The sequence below is a fragment of the Lentzea sp. NPDC036949 genome, assembly GCF_055608075.1.
In genome coordinates, this window is record NZ_JBVJRA010000006.1 from 61,176 (window position 1) to 82,841 (window position 21,666).

General features: G+C 71.1%; 13 protein-coding genes. 7 read left to right on the plus strand and 6 right to left on the minus strand.

The window, feature by feature from the left end:
• Window positions 1-5: 5 nt before the first annotated feature.
• From ACZ7CD_RS18290 to ACZ7CD_RS18300, 3 genes are all read right to left on the minus strand, one after another.
• Complete coding sequence (locus ACZ7CD_RS18290; protein ID WP_470379310.1) at window positions 6-1,028, minus strand: cellulose binding domain-containing protein; 1,023 nt, start codon at window positions 1,026-1,028, stop codon at window positions 6-8.
• Window positions 1,029-1,258: 230 nt separating this feature from the next.
• The gene (locus tag ACZ7CD_RS18295; protein WP_360389352.1) at window positions 1,259-2,302 is read right to left on the minus strand and encodes a LacI family DNA-binding transcriptional regulator; all 1,044 of its coding nucleotides are present in this window, start codon (window positions 2,300-2,302) and stop codon (window positions 1,259-1,261) included.
• Between the two features lie 157 nt (window positions 2,303-2,459).
• Window positions 2,460-3,233: a FadR/GntR family transcriptional regulator gene (locus ACZ7CD_RS18300; protein WP_360389354.1), complete on the minus strand. Its 774-nt coding sequence runs from the start codon at window positions 3,231-3,233 to the stop codon at window positions 2,460-2,462.
• Between the two features lie 272 nt (window positions 3,234-3,505).
• Here ACZ7CD_RS18300 and ACZ7CD_RS18305 point away from each other — a divergent pair, with 272 nt between their 5' ends.
• Window positions 3,506-5,875 (plus strand): RICIN domain-containing protein, encoded by a 2,370-nt coding sequence (locus tag ACZ7CD_RS18305; RefSeq protein ID WP_360389357.1) that lies wholly within the window; start codon window positions 3,506-3,508, stop codon window positions 5,873-5,875.
• Between the two features lie 178 nt (window positions 5,876-6,053).
• Here ACZ7CD_RS18305 and ACZ7CD_RS18310 read toward each other — a convergent pair whose 3' ends face one another.
• Window positions 6,054-7,463 (minus strand): glycoside hydrolase family 6 protein, encoded by a 1,410-nt coding sequence (locus ACZ7CD_RS18310; RefSeq protein WP_470379311.1) that lies wholly within the window; start codon window positions 7,461-7,463, stop codon window positions 6,054-6,056.
• A 461-nt stretch (window positions 7,464-7,924) separates the two neighbouring features.
• Between ACZ7CD_RS18310 and ACZ7CD_RS18315 the strand changes: the two genes are divergently transcribed.
• The 6 genes from ACZ7CD_RS18315 to ACZ7CD_RS18340 all read left to right on the plus strand — a co-directional run bounded on the left by ACZ7CD_RS18315 (window position 7,925) and on the right by ACZ7CD_RS18340 (window position 17,827).
• Window positions 7,925-9,280, plus strand: a complete 1,356-nt coding sequence (locus tag ACZ7CD_RS18315) for a glycoside hydrolase family 10 protein (RefSeq protein ID WP_360389362.1) — start codon at window positions 7,925-7,927, stop codon at window positions 9,278-9,280.
• Between the two features lie 88 nt (window positions 9,281-9,368).
• A complete protein-coding gene (locus tag ACZ7CD_RS18320) occupies window positions 9,369-10,838 on the plus strand; it encodes a glycoside hydrolase family 43 protein (RefSeq protein ID WP_470370461.1) in 1,470 nt (489 codons plus the stop codon).
• Window positions 10,835-12,178, plus strand: coding sequence for an extracellular catalytic domain type 1 short-chain-length polyhydroxyalkanoate depolymerase (locus tag ACZ7CD_RS18325; protein ID WP_470379312.1), 1,344 nt, complete (start codon window positions 10,835-10,837; stop codon window positions 12,176-12,178). Before ACZ7CD_RS18320 ends, ACZ7CD_RS18325 begins: the two co-directional genes overlap by 4 nt.
• A gap of 133 nt (window positions 12,179-12,311) precedes the next feature.
• Window positions 12,312-15,155: a glycosyl hydrolase family 95 catalytic domain-containing protein gene (locus ACZ7CD_RS18330; RefSeq protein WP_458431830.1), complete on the plus strand. Its 2,844-nt coding sequence runs from the start codon at window positions 12,312-12,314 to the stop codon at window positions 15,153-15,155.
• 72 nt (window positions 15,156-15,227) lie between these two features.
• Window positions 15,228-16,508: a CE1 family esterase gene (locus tag ACZ7CD_RS18335; RefSeq protein ID WP_470379477.1), complete on the plus strand. Its 1,281-nt coding sequence runs from the start codon at window positions 15,228-15,230 to the stop codon at window positions 16,506-16,508.
• A complete protein-coding gene (locus ACZ7CD_RS18340) occupies window positions 16,505-17,827 on the plus strand; it encodes a ricin-type beta-trefoil lectin domain protein (protein WP_360389375.1) in 1,323 nt (440 codons plus the stop codon). Before ACZ7CD_RS18335 ends, ACZ7CD_RS18340 begins: the two co-directional genes overlap by 4 nt.
• 182 nt (window positions 17,828-18,009) lie before the next feature.
• Here the strand turns inward: ACZ7CD_RS18340 and ACZ7CD_RS18345 are convergent, their stop codons facing one another.
• Both ACZ7CD_RS18345 and ACZ7CD_RS18350 read right to left on the minus strand, forming a co-directional pair.
• The gene (locus ACZ7CD_RS18345) at window positions 18,010-19,050 is read right to left on the minus strand and encodes a LacI family DNA-binding transcriptional regulator (protein ID WP_458431828.1); all 1,041 of its coding nucleotides are present in this window, start codon (window positions 19,048-19,050) and stop codon (window positions 18,010-18,012) included.
• Between the two features lie 165 nt (window positions 19,051-19,215).
• Complete coding sequence (locus ACZ7CD_RS18350) at window positions 19,216-21,654, minus strand: glycoside hydrolase family 127 protein (protein WP_470379313.1); 2,439 nt, start codon at window positions 21,652-21,654, stop codon at window positions 19,216-19,218.
• Window positions 21,655-21,666 lie beyond the last annotated feature (12 nt).

The window sequence follows — 21,666 nt, forward strand, 5'->3', positions numbered from 1 at the left end:
CCGGGTCACGCGCAGGTGGCGGTGCCGACCGAGGGCGCACCGGACCCGGAGGCGAGGAAGCCGAACGTGGTGGTGGCGCCGGGGGCGAGCGCGCCGTTGTGGGGGGCGTTGGTGACGGTCACCGCGCCGCTGGCGGTACCGCCCCAGAGCTGGGAGATGGTGTGGCCGCCGGGGAGCGCGAACCGGACGGTCCACCCGGTCAGCGCGGTGGCGGTGGGGTTGGCGACGGTCACCTCGGCCTGGAAGCCGCCGTTCCAGGTGCCGGTGACCTGGGCGGTGGCCGTGCACGATCCGCCGGGCTGCGGTTGCTGCGGGTCGCCGACGCTGCCCGGCACCGAGCGCAGCGCGGTGAACCAGGTGGCCGCCATCTTGGCGTAGCCGGCGGCGTTCGGGTGGATGCCGTCGGGCAGGTCCGAGATCGGGACCGACGGGTACATGTCCACGACGTGCACCCGCTTGCCCGCCGCCGCCTTCGCGCGCAGCAACGGCACGATCGCCGCGTTGTAGCCGCGCACGGTGGCGTCGGCGAACCGGATCGGGATGATCGTCGAGACGAACACCTCCGCGTTCGGCGCCTGCGCGATGATCTTGTCGACCAGCGCGGACAGCCGCCGCGGCGCACCGCCCGGATCGCTGCCGTACATGTCGTTGGTGCCGATGTGCAGCAGAACCGTGCGCGGTGTGTAGGTGCGCAGCCAGTTCACGACGTTCGCGTCGACCTGCGCGATGGTCCAGCCGGGGTGGCCCTCGTGGTTGCGGTCGGGCATCGAGGACGGGCCGTCGGCCAGTGACCCGACGAAGTCGACGGACCGCCCGTCGGCCCGCAGCTTCGCCCCCAGGTCGAGCCGGTAGCCGCCGATCGAACCGCCCTGGGTGATGGAGTCACCGAGCGGCATGACCCGCACCGGGTCCGCCGCGACGTCCACAGTGGACTGACCGGGCGACGTGGACTCCTCGGCCGCCACAGGCGGTGCCGCCAGCAGGACGGCGAGCGCGGCTGCGCACAGGGCGGTGAGCGGGCTCGGCATGGGTGGGCCTTCCCGGGAGACCGGGGTGGCAGGCCCGTGGTCTCCCTGCGTCGTCGCTGACGAGCGGTCCGCGGCAGGGGTCCGACTCCGGCCAATGTAACCAGGCCGTCACAGCCGGTCAAAGCTAAAGTTGTGAGCGTTAACCTTTAGCTTCACCCACGAGAAGCCGTCGAATTTCATTCGATCGAGCCAAGCACTGTTAACGCACACATCGACCGTCGAGTCCTCCGTCAACGACGCGGAGCGGCCACCGATCCCCCCTCGCGCACCGGCATCGGCACCCGGTGGACCATCGGCGCGCGGGCGTCGCGACCCCGCCGTTCCACCACGTCCACCAGCACCGCGACCGCCTTCGCGCCGAGCTCGTGGTGCGGCAGCGCGACCGTGGTCAGCCGGGGCCGCATCCACGAGGCGACCGGGTGGTCGTCGAAGCCGATCACCGAGACGTCGCCGGGCACCGAGAGCCCGGCCTCGGCGAGCGCCTGGTAGGCGCCGAACGCCAGCCGGTCGTTGAAGCACACCAGCGCCTTCGGGCAGTGCCTGCGCAGCAGGGCGCGGGTGGCCTCGTAGCCGTACTCCGGTGTCCACTTCGGACAGCGGTGGGCGCCGGCCACCTCGACCCCGGCCGCGGTGAACACGTCGCGCAACCCGAGGAGCCGTTCCACCGCCGCGATGCTGTTCGGCGGCACGTCGTAGGCACCGGGTCCGGCGCCGATCAGGTGCACGCCCCGGTCGTGCCCGGCCTCGACCAGCACCAGCGCCGCCGAGCGACCGGCCTGCAGCTCGTCGGGCACCACCGACGGCGCCCGCGTCCTGGTCCACGCCGTGGCGTTGAGCAGCACGGCGGGGCCGTCGTGCACGCTGTCGGGCACCACGATGGCCCTGGTGTGCATGGCGGCGAAGATGACGCCGTCCGCACGCCGGTCGCGCATCGCCTCGACCAGCGACCGCTCCACCACCGGGTCACCGCCGGACTCGCCGACGAACAGCATGAAACCGTTCTGGTAGGCCGCGTCCGCGGCACCGCGCACCATGTCGCCCGCGAGGCCGGAGGAGGCCACCGCGTCGGACACGAAGCCGATCGTCTGCGACCGGCCGGTGCGCTGGCCCGCCGCGAGGGTGCTGCCGCGCCGGTAGCCCAGCTCCTGCGCCGTGGAGCGCACCCTGCGCTCGGCGGCCTCGGAGATGCGCAGCTCCCGTGCTCTGCCGGTCAGGACGAGCGAGGCGGTGGTGACCGACACCCCGCTCGCCGCCGCCACGTCGGCCAGTGTCACGCGCGTTCGTCCCACTCCGGATCCGCCTCCCGTCGCAGTACGGGCCCCGACCGCGTTGGCCCGGTCGGGAGGTTGCACGAAATGCTCGTGGTCACACGTCTTCACACCGGGCGTTCGCCGACCGGTCCTGGCGGAGGGACCGGCGGCGGGCACCCGCCTAGCGCTTCAGCCGGCCGGGATCGCCGGCGGCACCGCGGCGCACCAGCCACGCCTCGGTGATGTGGGTGAACATCGCCGCCGCGGCGCCGGGTGCGTCGTGGGCGGCGATGCGCTCGTAGATGCGGCGGTGGCCGCGGTTGGAGGCCTTGCACATGTCCCGGCCGCTCTTGCCCTGGTAGCCGGACGAGTTGATGACCTGCCCCTCCAGCGAACGCACGACACCGCGGGCGATGCGGTTGCCGGAGGCCTGCATGATCGTGTCGTGGAACTGCCGGTCGTGCTGCTCGTAGGTCGCGGTGTCGTCGACCAGCTCGTCCATCCGGTCGACCAGCTCCCGCAACCGGTCCAGCACGTCCTGCCCGGCCGTGAGCGCGGCGACCTGGGCCATGTCGGACTCCAGCAGCCGCCGGGTCACGACGACGTCGTCGAGGATCGCGAGCGTCTCGTCCTCGGCGATGGTGGCGGCGAGGACCAGCTCGTCGAGCATGTTCCACTGCGCCTGCTGGGTGACCGTGGTGCCCGCGCCCTGGCGGACCCGGACCAGCCCCTTCTCCTGGAGGATCTTGACCGCCTCGCGGATCACCGTCCTGCTCACCGAGAACGTCTCGCACAGCACCGGTTCCGGGGGCAGCGTCGTCCCCGGCGGGTAGCTGCCGCGCACGACCCGCTGCACCAGCTCGGCGGTCACCGCCGCGGCCAGGTTCGCCGGTCGCCGCGTCCAACCGGGAGGCGCGGTGGTGACCGGCTCCGGCTGCGAACGTGTCGCTGACATCTGGCCTCCGTTGCGCTCCACGACGTCGTTGACGGCGATCCGACAGTATACGTAACACCATTGACGTCACACGTCATACGAGTTACGTTCCGATCTGTTTCCGGACGCGGGTGTTGACACCACGTCCGCGGCCCCTGGTGCGCCAGCCGGGGCCGCGGCCACCCGCCGGGTCGTTCCACGTCTCAGCCACGTCTCCGTCCACACCGGACATCACTCCGCCCGTCGCCGCAACGGGAGGGTGACCAGGCCACACCCCTGCACGAGGAGGTCCCTTGTCCACGTCCCCCACAGCGCGCCGGCGGAGCGCGGTCGCGCTCACGGCGGCAGTGGTCGCCGCGCTCGTCACCGCTCCCCCTGCCACCGCGGCGACCACCACGCTCCACGCCTCCCCCACGGGCACCGGCACCAGCTGCACCGCGACCGAGCCGTGCGCGCTGCCGGCGGCCCAGGCGGCGGTGCGGTCCCGCACCGGCTCGATGACCGGCGACATCGTCGTGGAGCTCGCCGACGGCACGTACCGGCTCTCCCAGCCGTTGCGCTTCACCGCGGCCGACTCCGGCACGAACGGCTACCGGGTGCTGTGGCAGGCTGCGGCGTCCGCGCGACCGGTGATCAGCGGGTCGAGGGCCGTGACCGGCTGGACCGTCGCCGACTCCGGCAAGAACATCTGGCGGGCCGACGTCGGCACGGGCCTCGACGCCCGCCAGCTCTACGTCAACGGCGCGATCGCCACCCGCGCGCGCACGCAGCTCAACCGCGCGGACTTCACGTTCACCGACACGGGCATGCGCTTCTCCAACAGCGCGCTGAACTACCTCAACACCCTCGCGAACCAGAGCCGGGTCGAAGTGGAGAGCGTCAACTCGTTCACCGACCGGTACTCGCCGGTGCAGAGCATCAGCGGCAACTTCCTGACGATGCAGCAGCCCGCGTGGAACAACAACACCTTCGGCTACGACACGCTCAGCAAGCCGCACCGGGCGGGCCCGCTGTACCTGGCCAACGCCTACGAGCTCCTCGACTCGCCGGGCGAGTGGTACCTCAACACCGGCACCGGCACGCTCTACTACATCCCGCTGTCCGGCCAGAGCATGAGCAGCACCAGCGTCGAACTGCCGGCCCTGCAGTCGCTGGTCAACGTCGGTGGCACCTACGACGCGCCCGCGCGGAACATCACGTTCGCCGGCATCACGTTCACCGGCACGTCGTGGCTCGGCCCGAGCAGCAACCAGGGCTTCGCCGACCAGCAGACCGGCGCGTTCATGACGGGCAACCAGAACTGGCCCGCCGACCGGATCAACTCCTGCCAGCAGGGTTGCGCGCAGTTCGAGGCGGCGCGGCCGAACTGGGCGCAGATGCCCGCGGCGGTGCAGGTGTCGGCGGCCAGCGGCATCACGTTCACCGACTCGAGGTTCTTCAACCTCGGCCAGACCGCGATCGGCATCGGCAACGACGCCAACGCCCACGCGAGCGGCGTCGGCCTGGGCGCGTCCGGCATCACCGTGACCCGTTCGGAGATCGCCAGGACCTCGGCGGGCGGCGTGGTCGTCGGCGGCGTGCGGGCGGATGCCCACCACCCCGGTGACCAGCGGATGGTCAACCGGGACATCACGGTGAGCCACAACCGCATCCACGACATCGCCGTCGAGTACCGCGGCAACGTGTCGGTGCTCAACACCTACGTCAACGGCGCGACCGTGGCGAACAACGAGATCTACAACCTGCCGTACTCGGGCCTGTCCCTGGGCTACGGCTGGGGCGCCAACGACGCGGGCGGCAGCAACCACTACGCCAACCGCGGCCTGTACAACTACCAGCCGCGCTACTCGACGCCCACCACCGCGGCGAACAACCGGCTGCTCAACAACTACGTGCACGACGTGATGCAGCAGATGACCGACGGCGGGTGCATCTACACGCTCGGGTGGAACCCGAACGCCGAGATCAGCGGCAACCACTGCCTGCGCACCAACGGCTGGTTCGGCCTGTACTTCGACGAGGGCTCGAAGTACTACCGCGCCACCGGCAACGTCTTCTCCAACACCGGCACGTGGGCCACCGCCAACTACTGGGGCGGCGAGAACATGGGCAACTGGACCGTGAGCAACAACTGGTCCACCAACAACAGCACGAACATCACCAACGGCGACCGCGGCAACACCGTCTCCGGCAACGTGGTCGTCTCGAACGGCAACTGGCCGGCCGGTGCTCAGGCGGTGATCGCGAACGCCGGTCCGACCGGCACCGGTGGCGGCGGCCGGCAGAACGTGACGGTCGTCGGCACCCAGTCGGGCCGCTGCCTGGACGTCGCTGCGGTCAGCAACAACACCAGGGCCCGGCTCTGGGACTGCACCGGCAGCACGAACCAGCGCTGGAACCACACCACGGGCCGGCAGCTCACGCTCGGCGGCAAGTGCCTCGACGCCTCCGGCCAGGGCACGGTGAACGGCACCGCGGTGATCCTGTGGGACTGCACCGGCGGCCTGAACCAGCAGTGGAACGTCAACGCCGACGGCAGCATCGCCGGTGCGCAGTCCGGGCTGTGCCTGGACGCCAGCGCCAACGGCACGGCGAACGGGACGCTGGTGCAGCTCTGGACGTGCCACGGCGGCACGAACCAGAAGTGGACGCTGCGCGACTGAGGGGCCGCGCGGTGGGTGCGGGGGCCGGCGCCGTCCGGTCCCCGCATCGAGCCGGGAGAGGAAGATCGTGCGTGACGCCCAGTCCTGCCCAGCTGGCGTGCTCGCGCGGGAGACGGCAGTCCCCGCCACGGCCGGGGTGTGGGCCGTGACGGGGAACCGGTTCCCTGCCCGAGGAACGTCAGGAGGAGCAGGCAGCTCCGTTCAGCGCCGGCGCCTGGAACGGCGGCGTGGACCCGGTGTAGTTCGCGTTGTACCCGATGACGGCCTGGCCGCCGGACGGGATGGAGCCGTTCCACGACGCGTTGGTCACGGTGACCACGTCGCCGCCGTCGCTCCACTGGCCGCTCCAGCCCTGCGTCACGGTGACGCCGGGTGCGGAGAAGGTGAAGGTCCAGCCGTTGACCGCGGCACCGCGGTTCTCGACCACGACCTCGGCGCTGTAGCCGCCCTGCCACGAGCTGAGCAGGCGGTGGGTGGCACGGCAGCCGCCGCCGGGGTTGCCGCCGGTGGTCGTCGTCGTGGTCGTCGTCGTGGTCGTGGTCGTCGTGGTGGTCGTGGTGATCGGGCCCGCCGCCATCGCCAGGTCGTAGGCGCGCTGCGGCACGAACTGGCCGGCCGGGGCGATGCAGCCGTCGGACTCGCCGGGCAGCTTGATCCACAGGAACGCGTCGATCTTGCCGTCGCCGGTGGCGGCCGTGCTGGGGGTGCCGATGGCGCGCCCGGCGGGGTCGCACCACTCGCTGCCCGCGGGGCCGTTGCCGTTGCGGCTGGTGTCGATGACGGCCTTCAACCTGCTGTCGCCCACCGCGTTCAGCACGTTCTTGGCGAAGTTCACCTCGTCGGAGGTGGAGCGGTAGTTGGACACGTTGGTCGAGATGCCGTCGGCGCTGTTGGAGATGTCCGCGGCGCGCAGGCGGTTCGCGGCCTCCGACGGGTTCAGCCACGCGCTGTGGCCGATGTCGAAGTACACCTTGGCCTGGGAGGAACCGGACTTCAGCTTCTTGCCCGCGTAGGCCATGGAGGCCTTGGTCTGGTTCTGCTGGTCGGCGCTCTGGCAGCTCGTCATGATCGGCAGGACGTCGGGTTCCAGCACGATCGCGGCCGGGCGTCCGCCCAGGCCCGCCGCCACCTCGTCCACCCACGCCCGGTACGCCTGGTGCGAGGGCGCCCCGCCGCCGCTGGCGCCGCCGCAGTCGCGGTTGGGGATGTTGTAGACCACCAGGATCGGGATCTTGCCGGCCGCGGCGGCCGCGCCCACGAAGGAGCTGACCTCCGACCGGACCGTCGAGGTGTTCGTGGTGGTGTACCAGCGCGCCTGGGGCACGGAGGCGATCCGGTCGCGGATCACCGCCGCCTTCGAGTCACCGGGGTTCGCCGCCACCCAGCGGGCGCTGGAGCTCGACGGGTCGACGTAGTACGCCGACTCCGCGGCGCTGACGGACGCGCCGCCGCTCACCGCCAGTGCGACGGTGCCGGCCACGAGTGCGCTCGCGGCCGCGCAGGCGCCCGCCGCGCGCCTCCGCGTGCCGGACGAGCGGGACTGGTCACGGGCCGGCGTGCCGGCGCGCGCGGGATCTGTTGCTCTCATTCAGGGGTCCTCGCAGCGTCGTTGCTGTTGCGATATGGGGCCGAACAATTGTGAGAGCGCTCTCACAAACCACCGAAGGGTGATTTCCGCTCGGCAGGTGCGTCCGAACTCGAACCACCGTAGGCACGCCGCCGAGGGCCGGTCAAACGCTAAAAATGTGAGCGTTAACTTTAGCGCTTTGCGTTCGACAGCCCTTCAACAATTCGTGTTCGACAGATTCGATGAGCAGACTGGGAGCGCTCCCTGCATTTTGTAGCCCGTTCAGCTCAATCTCGCCGGGAAACTGCGGCCGTCTTCTTGTGAGCGTGAACATGCAACTGCCACACTCCTTGACAGCAAAGGCAACACCACCGACGCACGCAGCACCGAGCCCGGCACTGGCGCACCGGAGCTCCGCCCGTGCGAACTGTCTGCCCTGCCCATCACGCCCGGCATTCGGGCAAGTTTCGAAAGTGTGGACGATGAAACTGACATCGAGGTCAGTGTCACTTGTGCCAATCGTTTCGACAGTCGCCGCGGCGGCACTCGGCGCGACACTGATCGTCACCGCCACCGCGAACGCGGCCACCACTCTCGGTGCCGCCGCCGCTCAGAGCGGGCGTTATTTCGGCACCGCCGTCGCGGCGCAGAAGCTCGGCGACTCGACCTACGTGAACATCCTGAACACCGAGTTCAACATGGTCACCGCCGAGAACGAGATGAAGTGGGACGCGACCGAGCCCAACCGCGGTCAGTTCAACTACTCCGGCGGCGACCGCATCCTCAACCACGCCATCAGCAACGGCAAGCGGGTCCGCGGCCACGCGCTGCTGTGGCACCAGCAGCAGCCGCGCTGGGCCCAGAACCTCAGCGGTTCGGACCTGCGCCAGGCGGCCATCAACCACGTCACCCAGGTCGCCACCCACTACAAGGGCAAGATCTACGCCTGGGACGTCGTGAACGAGGCGTTCGCCGACGGCGGCAGCGGTGGCCGGCGCGACTCCAACCTGCAGCGCACCGGCAACGACTGGATCGAGGCGGCGTTCCGCGCGGCCCGTGCGGCCGACCCGGCCGCGAAGCTCTGCTACAACGACTACAACACCGACGGCATCAACGCGAAGTCCACGGGCATCTACAACATGGTCCGCGACTTCAAGGCCCGCGGTGTGCCGATCGACTGCGTCGGCCTCCAGTCGCACCTGACGAACAACGCGCCGTCGGACTACCAGGCCAACATCAAGCGCTTCGCGGACCTGGGTGTCGACGTCCAGATCACCGAGCTGGACATCGCGGGCTCCAACCAGGCCAACGCCTACGGTGCCGTGACCAGGGCCTGCATGGCCGTCGCGCGCTGCACCGGCATCACGGTGTGGGGCATCCGCGACACCGACTCGTGGCGCGGTGGCGAGAACCCGTTGCTGTTCACCGGCTCGGGTGCGAAGAAGCCCGCGTACAACTCGGTGCTGGACGCGCTGAACTCGGGTGGCCCCGGCGTGACGACCACGACCACCACCACGACGACGACCACCAGCAACGGCCCCGATCCCGTCGGTGACTGCACCGCCTCGGTGGAGCTCAACCAGTGGGACGGCGGGTTCGTCGCCAACGTGAAGGTCACCGCGGGCTCCTCGGCCCTCAACGGCTGGCGTGTCACGACGACGCTCAACGGTGCCACGATCACCGGTTCGTGGAGCGCCAACCGCAGCGGCACCAGCGGAACCGTCAACTGGACCAACGTCGACTACAACGGCAGCATCGCGGCCGGCCAGTCGACCACGTTCGGTTTCCAGGGCACCGGCAGCGCTTCGGGTCTGAACCCGGCCTGCGCCGCGAGCTGACACCGCACCACGCAGCAGCCGAGGACGGTTCCGCGGACCGGAAGCGCAGTCCGGTCCGCGGGACCTCCCCTGCCCTCGGGAGACGAGAATGGTCACGACACGCAGGTTCTGGACGCACCTCGCCCTGGTGGCGGGCATGCTCCTGGCGGTGTCCGCCCCCGCGAGGGCGGACAACCCGATCGTGCAGCACATCTACACGGCCGACCCGGCCCCGCTCGTCCACAACGGACGGGTCTACCTCTACACCGGACACGACGAGGACGGCTCGACCTGGTTCACCATGAAGGAGTGGCGGGTCTTCTCGTCGGCCGACATGGTCAACTGGACCGACCACGGCTCGCCCATGAACCTCGGCACGTTCAGCTGGGCCAAGCAGGACGCGTGGGCCGGCCAGGCCGTGGAGCGCAACGGCAAGTTCTACTGGTACGTCCCCGTGGTCAACCGCGCCACCAACCGGATGGCGATCGGCGTCGGCGTCTCCGACAGCCCCACCGGCCCGTTCCGCGACGCGCTCGGCCGCCCGCTGGTCGAGAACGGCGAGATCGACCCGTCGGTCATGATCGACAGCAGCGGCCAGGCCTACCTGTACTGGGGCAACCCCAACCTCTGGTACGTCCGCCTGAACGCCGACATGACCTCCTACTCCGGCGGCGTCAGCCAGATCCCGCTCACCACCGCCGGGTTCGGCACCCGCACCGGTGACCCCAAGCGGCCGACCCTCTACGAGGAAGCGCCCTGGGTGTACCAGCGCAACGGCCAGTACTACAACGTCTTCGCGGCGAAGTGCTGCTCGGAGTTCATCGGGTACTCGACCGCGCCGGGCCCCACCGGTCCGTGGACGTACCGCGGCACCCTGATGCCCACGCAGGGCAGCGCGTTCACCAACCACCCCGGCATCGTGGACTTCAAGGGCGGCTCGTACTTCTTCTACCACAACGGCGCGCTGCCGGGCGGCGGCGGTTTCACCCGGTCCGTGGCCGTGGAGAAGTTCAGCTACAACGCCGACGGCACCATCCCGCAGCTCTCCATGAGCACCACCGGGCCACCGGCCGCGGACACGCTGAACCCGTACGTGCGCCAGGAGGGCGAGACGGTCGCGTGGGGCAGCGGTGTCGAGACCGAGGTCACCACGGAGGGCGGGCTGAACCTCAGCCACACCAACAACGGCGACTACGTGAAGCTGAAGAACGTGGCGTTCGGCAACGGCGCCGCCACCTTCACCGCACGGGTGGCCTCCACCGTGGCGGGCAGCTCGATCGAGGTCCGCTCCGGCAGCGCCACGGGCGCCCTGGCCGGCCGGTGCTCGGTGCCCAACACGGGCGGCTGGCAGGCGTGGACCACCGTCACCTGCCCGGTGAGCGGCCTGACCGGCACCCGCGACCTGTACCTGAGGTTCAGCGGCGGCAGCGGCTACCTGCTCAACCTCAACTGGTGGCAGTTCGGTCCCGCCGGCACGAGCTCCGCCGTCCGAGAACCGATCACGGAGGACACCATGTGCTCGACGATCCAGACCGTCGCCGCCACCAGGGCGAGTGACCTGACGTGCGGTGCGTCATGACCGCTCGCGCGCACTCGAGGAGGTACGGGCTCATCGCGCTCGTGCCCGTGCTGCTGCTGATGCTGGCCGCTCTCGCGGTCTCCCTGGTGCCCCAGCCCGCGCAGGCCGCCTCACTGGTCCGCGTCACGAACTTCGGCGCCAACCCGACCGGCCTGAACATGTACGTGTACGTCCCGGACCGGGTCGCCCCCAAACCCGCGCTGCTCGTGATGGTGCACTTCTGCACCGGTTCGGCCAGCGCCGTGCACAACGGCAACGGGCGCGACTTCGTCACCGCGGCGGACCGGCTCGGGTACGTCATCGTCTACCCGGAGGCCACCCGGGAGGGCCGCTGCTTCGACGTGGCGACCGCCGGTGCGTTGCGCCGCAACGGGGGCAGCGACTCCACCGGCATCATGTCGATGGTCGCGCACGCGCGGCAGGCCTACAACGTCGACCCGGCGCGCATCGTCGTCGCCGGCTTCTCCTCCGGCGCGATGATGACCAACGTGCTGGCCGCCGAGTACCCGGACGTGTTCAGCGCGGGGTCGGCGTTCTCCGGCGTGCCGGCCGGCTGCTTCGCCACGACCAACGGGTCGCTGTGGAACAGCCAGTGCTCCGGCGGCACCCTGCTGAAGACCCCGCAGCAGTGGGGTGACCAGGCCAGGGCGATGTACCCCGGCTACACCGGGCGCTACCCGCGGATGCAGCTGTGGCACGGCACGAACGACACCACGCTGGCGTACCCGAACTTCGGCGAGGAGCTCGACCAGTGGACCAACCTCCACGGGCTGAGCCGCACCCCGGCGTTCACCGACCAGCCGCGGCAGAACTGGACCCGCACCCGGTACGGCGCGACCGGCACCGCCGCGACCGTCGAGGGCGTGAGCATCCAGGGCGTCGGGCACGACCTGCCGCAGTCGGGGATGCTCGCGTACGCGATCTCGTTCCTCGGTCTGGACGCGCCACCGACGACGACCACGACCACTACAACCACGACGACGACCACCACCACCACGACCACGACCACGCCCGTTCCCACGGACGGATGCGCGGTCACGGCCTCGGTCAACGCCTGGAACAACGGCCTGACCGAGACGATCACCATCACCAACACGTCGGCCACCGCCATCAACGGCTGGCAGCTCGGCTTCACGCTGCCCGGCGGGCAGACCATCACCGGCGGCTGGAGCGCGAGCTACGCGCCGGCCAGCGGCGCCGTGACGGCGAGCAACGTCGGCTACAACGGCCAGATCCCGCCGAACGGCTCGATCTCGATCGGCCTGCAGGCCACGCACACCGGTGACAGCGCGGCCGCGTCCGGCTTCACCCTCAACGGCGCGCGGTGCTCCACGGCCTGAGCCCACCGCTGTCCCCAGGCGCCGGCGGGCACCACCGCGTGCCCGCCGGCGGCCCACACCCCCACCACCCCGCTCCTCGTGGCGAGCCACCAAGGGGAGTTCCGCGATCGCGCACACCCTTTGGAGGACTGGCATGTCCGACCTGAACCGGCGGCAGCTCATGGTGCTCGGCGCGGGAGCTGTGCTGACGCAGGCGGGGTGGACGGCGACCGCGGCCGCCGACCCACCTCGGGCGCGGGCGGCCGGTGACCTCTCGCTCTGGTACGACCGGGCAGCCGGGTCCGACTGGCTGCGCGCGCTGCCGGTGGGCAACGGCAGGCTCGGCGCGATGGTGTTCGGCAACACCGACACCGAACGCCTGCAGCTCAACGAGGACACCGTCTGGGCCGGCGGGCCGCACGACTACAGCAACCCGCGCGGTGCGGGCGCGCTCGCGCAGATCCGCCAGCTCGTCTTCTCGAACCAGTGGTCGCAGGCGCAGACCCTGATCGACCAGACCATGCTGGGCAGCCCGGCCGGTCAGCTCGCCTACCAGCCGGTCGGCGACCTCCGGCTGACCTTCCCGTCGGCCACCGCCACGAACTACCAGCGGTCGCTCGACCTCACCACGGCGACCACCGAGGTCACCTACACGGCGAACAACGTGCGCCACCGGCGTGAGGTGTTCGCGAGCGCGCCGGACCAGGTGATCGTCATCAGGCTGACCGCGGAGACGGCGAACTCGGTCACGTTCACCGCGGCCTTCACCTCGCCGCAGCGTGTCACGGCCTCCAGCCCGGACGCGACGACGATCGCGCTCGACGGCATCTCCGGCACCCAGCGCAACATCGCGGGCACGGTGCGGTTCCTCGCACTGGCCAGGGTCGTGGCCGAGGGCGGTTCGGTCAGCAGCTCCGGCGGCACGCTGCGGGTCACCGGCGCCAACGCGGTCACGGTCCTGGTCTCCATCGGCACCAGCTACGTCGACCACCGAACCGTCAACGGCGACTACCAGGGCCGTGCCAGGACCCACCTGAACGCGGCCCAGGGCACCGCCTACGCCACGCTGCGGTCCCGGCACGTCTCCGACTACCAGGCGCTGTTCAACCGCGTCACGCTCGACCTGGGCCGCACGTCCGCCGCCGACCAGCCGACCGACGTCCGCATCTCCCGGCACGGCAGCACCAGCGACCCGCAGTTCTCCACCCTGCTGTTCCAGTACGGCCGGTACCTGCTGATCTCCTCGTCACGCCCCGGCACGCAGCCGGCGAACCTCCAGGGCATCTGGAACGACCAGCTCGCCCCGGCGTGGGACTCGAAGTACACGATCAACGCGAACCTGCCGATGAACTACTGGCCGGCCGACACCACGAACCTCGCCGAGTGCTTCGAACCGGTGTTCCGGATGATCAACGACCTGACCACCACCGGCGCCCGCACCGCCCAGGTGCAGTACGGCGCCCGCGGCTGGGTCACCCACCACAACACCGACGCGTGGCGCGGCTCCTCGGTCGTCGACTTCGCCGCGGCCGGCATGTGGCAGACCGGTGGCGCGTGGCTGTCGACGCTGATCTGGGAGCACTACCGGTTCACCGGCGACGTGGCGTTCCTGCGCACGTACTACCCGGCGCTCAAGGGGTGCGCGCAGTTCTTCCTCGACACCCTCGTCACCGAGCCGAGCCTGGGCCACCTCGTCACGAACCCGTCGAACTCGCCGGAGCTCAACCACCACTCCGGCGTCAGCGTCTGCGCGGGTCCGACGATGGACATGCAGATCCTGCGCGACCTGTTCGACGGCTGCGCCGCCGCGTCCGAGGTGCTGGGTGTCGACACCGACTTCCGCACCCAGGTGCGGGCGGCCCGGCAACGGCTCGCGCCCACCAGGGTCGGTTCGCGCGGCAACGTCATGGAGTGGCAGTACGACTGGGTCGAGACCGAGCCGAACCACCGGCACGTCTCGCACCTGTACGGGCTGCACCCGAGCAACCAGATCACCAAGCGCGGCACGCCGCAGCTGCACGCCGCGGCCCGCAGGACGCTGGAGCTGCGCGGGGACGCCGGCACCGGGTGGTCGCTCGCGTGGAAGATCAACTTCTGGGCCCGGCTGGAGGAGGGGTCGCGGGCACACGACCTGCTGCGTTCGCTGGTGACCACGGACCGCTTGGCGCCCAACATGTTCGACCTGCACCCGCCGTTCCAGATCGACGGCAACTTCGGTGCCACGTCCGGTGTCGCGGAGATGCTGCTGCACAGCCACAACGGCGAGCTGCACGTGCTGCCCGCCCTGCCACCGGCCTGGCCCGCGGGCAGCGTCACCGGCCTGCGCGGGCGCGGCGGGTACACCGTCGGCGCGACCTGGGCCGCCGACGGCACCGTGACGCTGACCGTCACCCCCGACCGCGACGGCACCGTCCGCGTGCGCAACCGGATCTTCGGCGGCACCTTCGAGCTGCGCGACACCACGACCGGCGCGGTGGTCCAGCCGGCCCAGCCCGAGAGCGGCGTCGCCGAGTTCCCCGGACAGGCCGGGCACGTCTACCGCGCGACCGGCCAGGGCTCGGCTCCGGCGGTGGTGCGGCCGGGCGTCAACTACCGCCTCGTCGCCCGGCACAGCGGGAAGTACCTCGACATCAGTGGTGTCTCGACGGCGGCGGGCGCGCTGCTGCAGCAGTGGTCGCCGACGAGCGGGCTCAACCAGCAGTTCGACTTCCTCGACTCCGGCGGCGGGTACTACCGGCTGCGCGCCCGGCACAGCGGCCTGGTCATGCAGGTCGCGGGCTCGGGCACCGGCGCCGACATCACCCAGCAGCCCGACACCGGTGCGGCCACCCAGCAGTGGCGGGTCGTCGACCAGGGCGGCGGCGTCATCAGCCTGGTCAACCGGCAGAGCGGTCTCGCCATGGACGTCTGGAACGCGGCGACCACCGACGGCACCCGCGTGTCCCAGTGGAACCAGAGCGCGGCCGACAACCAGCGGTTCCAACTCCAGCAAGTCTGACAACCGAAGGGACGACGATGTTCCACCAACACGAGGAGCGCTGCCGTGGCAGGGCCTAGGACGGTGCTGGCGATGGCCGTCGCGAGTGCCGTGGTGCTGCTGGGCGCGGCGGGCATCGCGCTCGGCGGCACGACCACGACCACCGGCGGCGTGGGCGCGGCGGCGGCGACGGCGGGGTGCGGCAAGGCCCCCTCGCTGTCGAGCGGACGGCAGACCATCAGCAGCGGCGGCCAGAACCGCCAGTACATCCTGCGGCTGCCCGCCAACTACGACCCCAACCGGCAGTACCGGTTGTTCGTCGGGTTCCACTGGCTCAACGGCACCGCGAACGACGTCGACACCGGCGGGTCCGACGGCTACAACTGGTCCTACTACGGGCTGCGCAAGCTCGCCGACGCCGAGAACAACGGCACGATCTTCGTCGCGCCGCAGGGCAACAACAACGGCTGGGCCAACCCCGGTGGCCAGGACCTGACGTTCGTCGACGACATGCTGCGGCAGCTCGAGAACGCGCTGTGCGTCGACACGACCCAGCGCTACGCGGGCGGGTTCAGCTACGGCGGCGCGATGTCGTATGCCGTCGCGTGCGCCCGTGCCACCGTGTTCCGCGCTGTCGTCGTCTACGCGGGCGCTCAGCTCAGCGGCTGCAACGGCGGCACGCAGCCCATCGCGTACCTGGGCTTCCACGGTGTCAGCGACAACGTCCTGAACATCTCGCAGGGCCGCGCGCTGCGCGACAAGTTCGTGCGCAACAACGGCTGCACGGCGCAGAACCCGCGCGAGCCCGCCGCGGGCAGCCGCACCCACATCATCACCGCCTACAGCGGCTGCCGCGCCGGGTACCCGGTGGTGTGGGCGGCGTTCGACGGCGGGCACACCCCCGGCCCGATCGACTCCGGCGGTGACGGCTGGCGCACCTGGACCTCCGGCGAGGCGTGGAAGTTCATCACCCAGTTCGCGGGTCCGCCGATCACCACGACGACGACCACCACGACCACCAGCGACGGACCCACGTCCACGACTCCGCTGCCCCAGGGCGAGTGCAGGGTCGGCGCGGAGGTCAACGCCTGGAACAACGGGCTGACCTCGACCATCACCATCACGAACACCGGCACGGCCGCGATCAGCGGCTGGTTGCTGGGCTTCACGCTGGGCAGCGGGCAGACCATCACCGGCGGGTGGAACGCCACCTACGACTCGCCGACCGGACGGGTGGGCGCGACCAACGTCTCCTACAACGGCGACCTCGCACCGGGCACGTCGACCAGCATCGGCTTCCAGGCCACGCACACCGGCAACACCGCGGCACCGGCGCAGTTCACCCTCAACGGCAAGACGTGCACCTCCGCATGACCGCCACGACAGAGAGCGCGAACACCCTGATGCGTACCAGGCACCTCCTCCGCCGGACGGGGTGGCTGCTCGCGGCCGCCGCGCTGGCGTTCTCCGGCAGCAGCGTCGCCCAGGCGCAGGCACCGGCCGAGCCCGCCCCGCTCGCGGCCACCCCCGGCTGCGGCAAGGCACCGACGCTGCGCAGCGGCAACCAGACGATCCAGAGCAGCGGCAAGACCCGGTCGTTCATCCTGAGCATCCCGGACAACTACGACAACACCCGCCAGTACAAGCTCGTCTTCGGGCTGCACTGGCTGGGCGGCACCGCGCAGCAGGTGGCGGGCGGCGGCAGCGACGGCGACGTCTACGCCTACTACGGCCTGCGCAGGCTGGCGAACAACTCGACGATCTTCGTCGCACCGCAGGGCCTCAACAACGGCTGGGGCAACAGCGGCGGCGAGGACGTCCGGTTCGTCGACGACATGATGAGCCGCATCGAGAACGACCTCTGCGTCGACACCACGCAGCGGTTCTCGCTCGGCTTCAGCTACGGCGGCGCGATGAGCATCTCCCTCGCGTGCTCGCGCCCGACCGTGTTCCGCGCCATCGCCGCCATCGCCTCCCCCGGCGAGATCAGCGGCTGCGCCGGTGGCACCGCACCGGTGGCGTACATGGGCATCCACGGCGTCAGCGACAACATCGGCTCCGGCCGCGGCCAGCGGGACCGGTGGGTGCGCAACAACGGCTGCACGCCGCAGAACGCGCCGGAACCGGCCGCGGGCAGCCGCACGCACATCATCACGCAGTACGCGAACTGCCGCGCCGGCTACCCGGTGGTGTGGGCGCCGTTCGACGGCGGCCACCAGCAGGGACCGGTCGACGGGTGCGCGGGCTGCGAGAGCGGTGCCCGCAGCTGGGTGAAGGAGGAGGTCTGGAAGTTCTTCACCGGCGAGACGCCGCCGGCGCCGACCACGTTCCGGCTGCGCGGTGAGGCGGCCGGCCGCTGCCTCGACGTCAACGGCGCGAGCACGGCCAACGGCGCGCAGATGATCACCTGGGACTGCCACACCAACGCGAACCAGCAGTTCACCCAGAACGGCCAGGCGCTGCAGGTGACCGGCAAGTGCCTGGACGCCCCCAACAACGCCGCCTCCGGCGCACGGGTGCAGATCTGGGACTGCCACGGCGGTGCGAACCAGGCCTGGCAGCTCACCGGCAGCGGCACGGTGACCAGCGTCCAGACCGGGCTCTGCCTCACCTCCGCCGGCACGGGCAACGGCGCGGCCGTGACGGTCGCGACCTGCCAGGGCGGTGCCAACCAGCGCTGGGCCAAGGCCTGACGTCCTGCCAGAACCGGAAAAAGAGGAGTGCGCGACTCTCTCCGCCGAGCGCCGCGCACTCCTCCAGGACGGTGTCCGAGTGGTGGAGGTCCACCCGTGCGGGCCGCATTCCGCACGCGCGGCACCACCACCCGACCGCCCGGTCCGCGTTCCCGGCCGCGAGGCCGGGTCCGGTCGCCGGATCAGCCCGACGACCCCGTTCTGCGGTGCTGGTGCGGCACCGCCGGGTCCGGGGTGCTCGCCCGCCGCGAGAGCCGCGGTGGCAGCAGCATCAACGGCGGTGGCTGCTTGCCGTCGAGCTTGGCCGCGAGCAGGTCGACCGCGTGCCGGCCGAGCTCCTCCGCCGGCAGCCGCACCGAGGTGAGCGGCGGCGACAGCTGCTCGGCGAGCTCGTCGGGGCAGATCGCGACCACGGCGACGTCACCGGGCACCTGCCGCCCGGCCGCCCGCAGGCACGACGTGATCCAGCCCAGCGCCGCCTCGTTGTGCACCACCAGCGCCGTCATCGACGGGTGCGCGCGGACCAGCGCCTTGGTGGCCCTGAGCACCGAGTCGTGGTCGTCCTCGACCGCGAGCGCGGTCGCCGCCACTCCCCTGCGCATCGCCGCGGCGCTGAAGCCGTTCATCGTGCGGTGCGCGGACCCGGTGCTGCGCCGGTAGACCGCGCTCGGTGCGCCGAGGAAGCCGATGGACCGGTGCCCGAGGTCGGCCAGGTGGTCGACGCACTTGGCCCCGGCCGCCTCGAAGTCGAGGTCGACGCAGGTGAGCCCGCGCGCGGTGGCCGGGTGTCCGATGAGGACGGACGGCTTGGACAGCTGCCGCAGCAACGGCACCCGGTCGTCGTCCATCTCCACGTCCATCACGAGGAAGCCGTCGACCTGGGCGCTGTTGGCCGCTCTGCGCAGCCCGGAGGCGCCGTCGTCCGCCGTCATCAGCAGCAGGTCCATGTCGTACCGGCGCGCGGTGGTCACCGCGGCGGTGACGAACCGCATCATGCCCGGCAGGTGCATCCCCGCGCGCAGCGGCAGCACCAGCCCGATCACGTTGGTCCGGCTCGAGGACAGGCCCCTGTCGGTCACGTGCGGCTGGTACCCCAGCGCCCTGATGCTCTCCCTGACCCGCGACTTCGTGTCGGCGGAGATCGACCGCTTGCCCGTCAGCACGTAGGAGACGGTGCTCGGCGCGACTCCAGCGTGCCGAGCGACGTCCGCGATGGTGACCACACCGCCTCCTTCCCGCGTTCACCCGCTGTAGCGTTCCGACACCATAGAGATCCGGTTCAGTCCGTTACAAGAGTGATGTTCGCGTTAACATTGGTCATTTCTAGTGGTCCAGACGAAGTCCGTACCGTATGGAAAGTTTCCGGTTGGGCACGCTCACAAACCCGGTCAAGGATCGGCGTAGAGGGCGGCGACCTCGCCGGGTGCCAGTGCGCGGCCGTAGACCCGCAGGTCCTCGACGGCCGCGTCGAGGTGGGCGTCGCCCGCGTGCTGCGACCGCCCGAGCCAGTTCTGGGTGGTGCTGCCGAGCACCGCCGGGCTCACCGGGAACTCCGCGTCGCGTGCGACCTCCGCGCCGTTCACGTACAGCACGGCGAGTCCACCGGCCTGCGTGACGACGAGGTGCGTCCACTCGTCCACCGCGACCGGTCCCCCGTCGAGGTGCCGTTCGGCACCCGCGCCACCGGTCGTGATCGCGTACCGCACCCCGCCCCGGGGTCCGTGCGGCGTGAGGAACAGGTAGGAGTTCACGCCGCTGCCGAAGTCGGCGAGCCGCGCTCCCGCGACCGCCGACCGGGGCCGCACCCACACGGCCAGGCTGAACTCCTGCGCTCCGGCGAGCAGGCCCGGTGGCAGCACCACGTGCGCGCCCGCACCGTCGAGCGACAGCGCGGCCCCGGTGCGCCCGGTGCTCCAGCCCGCGCCACCCGCCAGCGTCGCCCGCTCGCCACCGGTGGCGTCCGCGGCGGTCGAGCCGCGGCCCTCGCCGAACCGGAAGTGCGCGATGAACGGCGGTGGCGCCGGGGTGTCGCCCACCCGCCAGTAGACGGTGTAGCGCTGACCGTGCAGCCGGAAGAACGGCAGCAGCGTGACCGGGCCCGTGCTGGCCATCGCGGTGTAGCGCAACGGGTTCGCGGTGGGCCGCAGGGTCGCGGTGCGCAGCGTGGGCAGGTGGGCGAGGTCGTTCGTGCCGTACGCGCCCGCGAGCACGATCGGCCCCACCTCGACCGTCCGCACCCGCTTGTCGTCCGGTGCCCGCCGCAGGTGCAGGTGCATCGGCAGGGTCACCTCGACCACGTCCCCGCTGCGCCAGTCGCGGTCCACCCGCGCGTAGGTGCCGGGCGTGACGGGCCCCGCGGCGACGCCGTTGACGTGCAGCAGCGCGCCCCGCGCCCAGGACGGGATGCGCACGCGCAGCTCGAACCGGCCGGTACCGGTGACGGTGAGCCGGGTCGCTCCCTCGTCCGGGAAGGACGTCTCCTGCCGCACCACCACGCCCCTGGCCGCCCAGGTGAGCACGGACGGGATGAACAGGGTGACGTACAGCGTGCGGCCTGCGTGGAAGTAGATGCTGCCGCCGTGCCCGGTGTCGGTCTCCAGGCCCGTGCCGTGGCAGCAGGTGAAGTCGTCGTAGTCGCTGCTGTAGGTGCGGATGCCGCCCGCGCGCAACGGCGTGAAGGTGCTGTGGTGGCCGTGCCGGGAGGTGGGGTCCTGCGCGCCGAGCAGGTGGTTGTGGAGCGCCTTCTCGTAGAAGTCGAAGTACCCCGGCTGACCGGGGTCGGTGCGGAAGAGCTGCCGGGTCAGCTTGAGCATCGTGTGGGTGGTGCAGCTCTCGCAGGTGTGGTCGGACAGCTCGGTGGCGATCCGGTGCGGTGGCTTGAAGTGCCCGTCGTTGGACGTGCCGCCGATGGCGTAGGTGTGCGCGCCGGTCACGATCCGCCAGAAGTTGACGGCGATGTCGCGGTAGCGGGTGGTGCCGGTGGCGTGGTAGGCCCTGATCGCCCCGAGCACCTTGGGGACCTGGGTGCCGGCGTGCAGACCGTTGAGCTCGTCGGTGCCCAGTGCGAGCGGGTCGAACACCGCGGAGTGCTCGAAGAACCGCGCGGCGGCCAGGTGCGCCGGGTCGCCGGTGACCTGGTAGAGGTTCACCAGGACCTCGTTCATGCCGCCGAACTCGGTGCGCAGCACCTCCTGGCGGTGCGCCTCGGTCAGCCGGCCGGCCCGCCACCTCACCCAGGCCGCCATCCCGGTCAGCACCCGCAGCGCCCGTGCGCTGCCCATCAGCACGTGCACGTCGAGCAGTCCCGCCATGATCTTGTGCAGGGTGTAGTAGGGCGCCTGGACCGGCTCCCCCGCCTCGACCCTGCCGAAGAAGCCCTCCGGGAACGCCGCGAGGTACCCGGTGCTGTAGCCGGCGGTCCTGGCCCGGTCCTGGCACAGCGCCAGCTGCTCGACCAGGTGGTCGGCCCCGGCGGTGAACGCGGGGTCGCCGGTGGTCGCGAACGCCTGCGCGAGAGCGGACAGCACGTGGCCGGTCGAGTGGCCGCGCAGCCCGCTGTCCTGCGCCTCCCAGCCGCGGCACGGGATGACGCCCGAGGGCAGCCCGACGTTGCGGCGGAACGTGTGCAGCAACCGGTCGGGGTCGAGGAACCTCAGGTAGGCGTGGGTGCGGGAGGTGTTGTCCAGGAACGGTCCCGGCAGCAGCGCCACCGCGCCGAGGGGGAACGCCTCCGCGGCCACGCCGAAGTCCTGGCGGGCCTGGCCGGTGCGCGGGTGCGTGACCGGCGTGCCGGCGGACAGCACGCCGTGGCGCGGGAGTTCTGGCATCGCGCATGACCT